Raw genomic sequence first — 4,707 nt, 5'->3', positions numbered from 1 at the left:
ACACTCCGCTATCGGGGGCAAGCCCCCTCCCACATTTTTAATCTGTGTTGTGCTTTAGATCGGGCAGGTCACGCCGGTGCCGCCGATGCCGCAATAGCCCTGCGGGTTCTTCGCCAGGTATTGCTGGTGATACGCCTCGGCGAAGTACACCGTCGGCGCTTCGTCGATTTCGGTGGTGATCTCGCCCAGGCCGGCCTTGGTCAGCTCTTGCTGATAGGCCTGGGCACTGGCCTTGGCTGCCGCCAGTTGCTCCGGCGTGGTGGCATAGATCACCGAACGGTATTGGCTGCCGATGTCGTTGCCCTGGCGCATGCCCTGGGTCGGGTTGTGCAGTTCCCAGAACATCTTCAGCAGGTCTTCGTATTTCACTTTGGCCTGGTCGTATACCACCAGCACCACTTCGCTGTGGCCGGTCAGGCCCGAGCAGACTTCTTCGTAGGTCGGGTTCGGCGTGAAGCCGCCGGCGTAGCCGACCACGGTACTGACCACCCCGTCGCGCTCCCAGAATTTGCGCTCGGCGCCCCAGAAACAACCGAGGCCGAAGATCGCGAAACCGACGTCGTCGGTAAAAGGGCCCAGCAACGGGTTGCCGTTGACGAAGTGAGTTTCGGGCAATGCCATCGGGGTTTCACGGCCGGGCAAGGCTTGTTCTTGAGTAGGCAGCACGTTTTTGTTCACCAGAATTTCCGAGCGCAAGACCATGATCAGTCCTCTCGTCAGGTTGAGTAACAGTAAATTTTCAGACAGCCAGTGTGCCCGAGTGTTACCGCGCTGTCAGGCAATTGGCCCACGTGGATAACGTTTGAGCTTTTCCTGCAGCTCTGCACCGGGGATTGGCCGGTCGAACAGATAGCCCTGGCCCACGTCGCAACGATGCCGGCGCAGGAACGCCAGTTGCTCGGCGGTCTCGATGCCTTCGGCCACCACCTTGAGCTTGAGGTTGTGGGCCATGGCGATGACCGCCGAGGTGATCTCCATGTCGTCCTGGTTATCCGGGATTTCGTGGATAAAGCTGCGGTCGATCTTAATGATGTCGATGGGGAATTTTTTCAAGTAGCTCAGCGACGAGTAACCGGTACCGAAGTCGTCCATGGCCAGGGTCAGGCCAAAACTCTTCAGTTGGTCCAGTTGCTGGCGCGTGTCTTCGGTGGCTTCCAGCAGCAGGCCTTCGGTCAGCTCCAGCTCCAGCAGATTGGCCGGCAACTGCTCTTCCTTGAGGATCGTGGCAATCGAGGCCACCAGGTCCGGGTCGGAAAACTGCTTGGGCGACAGGTTGATCGCCACCTGCAAATTACCCAGGCCCGCGGCTGTCAATCGACGGCTCATGCGGCATGCCTGCCGGGCGACCCATTTGCCGATGGGGATGATCAAACCGGTCTCTTCGGCCACGCTGATGAACTGGTCGGGGCGGATCATGCCCTTTTCCGGGTGGTTCCAGCGCAACAGCGCTTCCATGCCCAGCAGGCGACCACTGCGCAGGCACAGCTTGGGCTGGTAGAACACGTCCAGCTCATTCTGGGTCAGGGCGCGGCGCAGGTTGTTTTCCACAAACAGCTTGTAGCTGGCCTCGGCATTCAGTGCTTCAGTAAACACCTGCACCTGGTGTTTGCCGTTGGCCTTGGCCTTGTGCAGGGCCAGGCCGGCGTTGCGCATCAGCGTCTGCGGGTCGCGCCCGTGCAGCGGCGCGCAGGCCAGGCCCACGGAGCCGGTTACGCTGATCAACTGGTTGTCGACGAACATCGGTTTGTCGAGGGTGGCCAGTAACTGGCTGGCCACCTGCTGGCCGGTCTCCATGTCGGCATCGTCAAGCAGCACCGCAAACTCGTTACTGGCAAAGCGCGCCAGGCTGCCGCCGCTGCTCAAACTGTTGCGCAGACGACGGGCCAGGCTGATCAGCAGCTTGTCACCGGTCTGGTGGCCGAGGCTGTCGTTGATCCGCTTGAAGTTGTCGATGTCCACCAGCAGCAGGCTGATCGGGCTGTCGCTGTCGCGGGCAAAGCGCTCATCGAGGTTGCGGATGAACGCCGGGCGGTTGCCCAGGTTGGTCAGGTTGTCGGTGTAGGCCAGGCGTTCGATGCGCTGTTGCGCCAGCTTGGTCTGGGTAATGTCTTCGTAGATGCCGATGTAATGGGTCAACTCACGGTTGTCGCCATATACCTTGGAAATCGACAACTGGCCCCAGTAGGGTTCCAGGTTTTTGCGCCGGCTTTTGAATTCGCCTTGCCAGCTGTTGCTTTTGGCCAGGACCGACGGCGCGTCGAACAGTAATTCGCTGAGGTTCTCCAGGGCCGGCAACTGCGCCAGGCGGTGGCCGTGCACCTCTTCGGCGCTGTATTGGGTAATGGCGGTAAAGCTTGGGTTGACGTACTCCACCACACCATCGCAATTAACCAGCAGAAACGCGTTGGCGCTCTGTTCCACCGCGCGCTGGAACAGGTGCAGGGCGCTGGTGGCGGTGCGCCGGTTGTGGTTGTTGATGACTTGGGCGAACTGGTCCGCCAGCTCGCCGGCAAAGGCGATCTCATCGGACTGCCATGCCCGCGAACTGCCGCTTTGCTCCAGGCACAGCACGCCGACGACCTGGCCATCCACGCGGATGCTCGCGTCGAGCATGGCGTGGACATCCTTGGCGATCAGGCTTTCGGCCATTTCCCGGGTGCGCGGGTCTTGCACGGCATGGGTGGCATCGATGGCGCGGCTGCTGTGCAGGGCTTCGAGGTAGTCGGGGAAGCAGCTGGCGTCGATCGCTTCGGGCAAATAGTGGCGTTGATCGGCGCGCAGATAGGCCGAAATCGGCACCAGGTGCTGGCCGTCCAGATTCCAGATGCTGGCGCGATCGATCTGATAGATGTCGCAGGCGCTGCGGGTGATCAGTTCGGCGGCTTCTTGCAGCGAATTGGGCGTGGTGTAGCGCTGGCGGGCCAGCAGCAGGATCAGCTCCTGCTGGGCGCGTACCCGCTCCAGGTGCTGCAGTTGCTCCTGCTGCGCGCGCTGGTTGAGTTCCAGGGCGATTTGCAGGCGGCTGTTCTGGTTTTCCAGGTCGGCGGTCGGCACCGTGACGGGCAGTTCGCTGAACAGGCCATCCACCACCATCAGGTAGCCGCGCAGCAGGTGACGGTTGTGCTGTTTGTAGGCCTCGCCCATTTCGAGCAGGCTCAGCGGGCCATCGCTGGTGTGCAGGGTGTAGCGCACCAGGTAGTGGGCGCTGTGGCTCAGTTGCTGCTGGATCGCGTCGTGCAGTTGATAGCGCGCCTGGGGCTCCATCAGGCTGGCGTACGGCGTGCCCAGCAGGGCGCACAGTTCGACCGCCGGCAAGCCGAATTGGCGCTCGCAATTGGGGTCAAGGTAGAGCAGCGCCCAGCTTGCCTCATTCAGCCGCTCGAAACGCAGCATACCGAGGCGCGAAGGCACCGGTAATTGCGTCACTACCTCGGTCGCCATTCGGGCAACATCGGGTTGGCTTTTCATGGGGGAAACTCGCTTGGGAAAATACGCACGGCGCCGGGCTCACGCCCTCTTTACTGTCGCTTGCGGCAAGGTTGCATCATGCGGCACGCACTGACAAGAGAGGATGAAGGCTAAGTGCTATAAGGGTGTTATCGGCCACCCGGGGGATTTCTGCAATCAGGGTGACAGAAGGTGTACAAGCCTGTCCTGTGTGTACAAAAAACCCAAAAAAAGCCCCGCCAAGTGGCGGGGTTGAGGTACGAGCGTGGCGCTCGGAAATCGAGGCGGCAATGGCCTCCCCCCAGGGGGAGGCCGTTGCGGCTTACAGCAGGATGGTGCGGATGTCGTTGAGCAACTGGCTCAGGCGCTGGGTGAAGCGTGCCGCTGCGGCGCCGTTGATCACACGGTGATCGTAGGACAGCGACAGTGGCAGCATCAGCTTGGGCTGGAACGCTTTACCGTCCCAGACAGGCTGGATAGTCGCCTTGGACACACCCAGGATCGCCACTTCCGGCGCGTTGACGATTGGCGTGAAGCCCGTACCGCCAATGTGCCCGAGGCTGGAGATGGTGAAGCATGCGCCCTGCATGTCGTCCGGGGTGAGCTTCTTGTCGCGGGCCTTGGCGGCCAACGCAGCCGCTTCGCCAGCCAGTTGCAGCAGGCTCTTCTGGTCGACGTTCTTGATGACCGGTACCAGCAGGCCGTCAGGGGTGTCGACCGCAAAGCCGATGTTCACGTACTTCTTGCGGATGATCGCTTTGCCGCTTGGCGCCAGCGAGCTGTTGAAGTCCGGCAGTTCCTTGAGCAGGTGTGCACAGGCCTTGAGCAGCAGGGGCAGCACGGTCAGCTTCACGCCGGCCTTCTCGGCCACGGCTTTCTGCGCAACGCGGAAGGCTTCCAGGTCGGTGATATCGGCCTGGTCGAACTGAGTCACGTGCGGGATGTTCAGCCAGCTCGCGTGCAGGCCGGCCGCGCCGATTTGCATCAGGCGGGTCATCGGCACTTCTTCGATTTCGCCGAAACGGCTGAAATCCACGGTACGGATCGGCGGAATGCCCGAGCCCCCGGTAGCGCCACCGGCAGCCGGCGCTTCCTTGGCCTTCTGCATCATGGCCTTGACGTAAGCCTGCACGTCTTCCTTCAGCACGCGACCGTGAGGACCGCTGGCCGAGACGGCGCTCAGCTCGACGCCGAATTCACGGGCCAGTTGGCGTACAGCCGGGCCGGCGTGAACCTTGGCACCGCTTGGCGCGGGGGCAG

Annotated in this window: 3 protein-coding genes; all 3 read right to left on the bottom strand. The window is 62.0% G+C overall.

Annotated features, from left to right (window positions below):
• Positions 1–54 precede the first annotated feature (54 nt).
• Positions 55–702, bottom strand: coding sequence for a peptide-methionine (S)-S-oxide reductase MsrA (gene msrA, locus BFP90_RS14270; protein WP_065894429.1), 648 nt, complete (start codon positions 700–702; stop codon positions 55–57).
• A 72-nt stretch (positions 703–774) separates the two neighbouring features.
• On the bottom strand, positions 775–3,468 hold the full coding sequence (locus BFP90_RS14265; RefSeq protein ID WP_065897092.1) for a putative bifunctional diguanylate cyclase/phosphodiesterase: 2,694 nt from the start codon (positions 3,466–3,468) through the stop codon (positions 775–777).
• 301 nt (positions 3,469–3,769) lie between these two features.
• Positions 3,770–4,707 (bottom strand): 2-oxo acid dehydrogenase subunit E2 (locus tag BFP90_RS14260; protein WP_176718040.1); only part of this gene is annotated, 938 nt, incomplete at its 5' end.

It is taken from the genome of Pseudomonas sp. 24 E 13 (assembly GCF_900004715.1).
GTDB classification, from domain to species: Bacteria; Pseudomonadota; Gammaproteobacteria; order Pseudomonadales; family Pseudomonadaceae; genus Aquipseudomonas; species Aquipseudomonas orientalis_A.
The sequence above is the reverse complement of the archived record's forward strand: the minus strand, read 5'-3'. Positions and strand labels throughout refer to the sequence as shown.

Bases quoted from the DNA above. Each gene is read 5' to 3' on its own strand.
- msrA (WP_065894429.1), bottom strand. From the start codon at position 702: ATGGTCTTGCGCTCGGAAATTCTGGTGAACAAAAACGTGCTGCCTACT.
- BFP90_RS14265 (WP_065897092.1), bottom strand. From the start codon at position 3,468: ATGAAAAGCCAACCCGATGTTGCCCGAATGGCGACCGAGGTAGTGACG.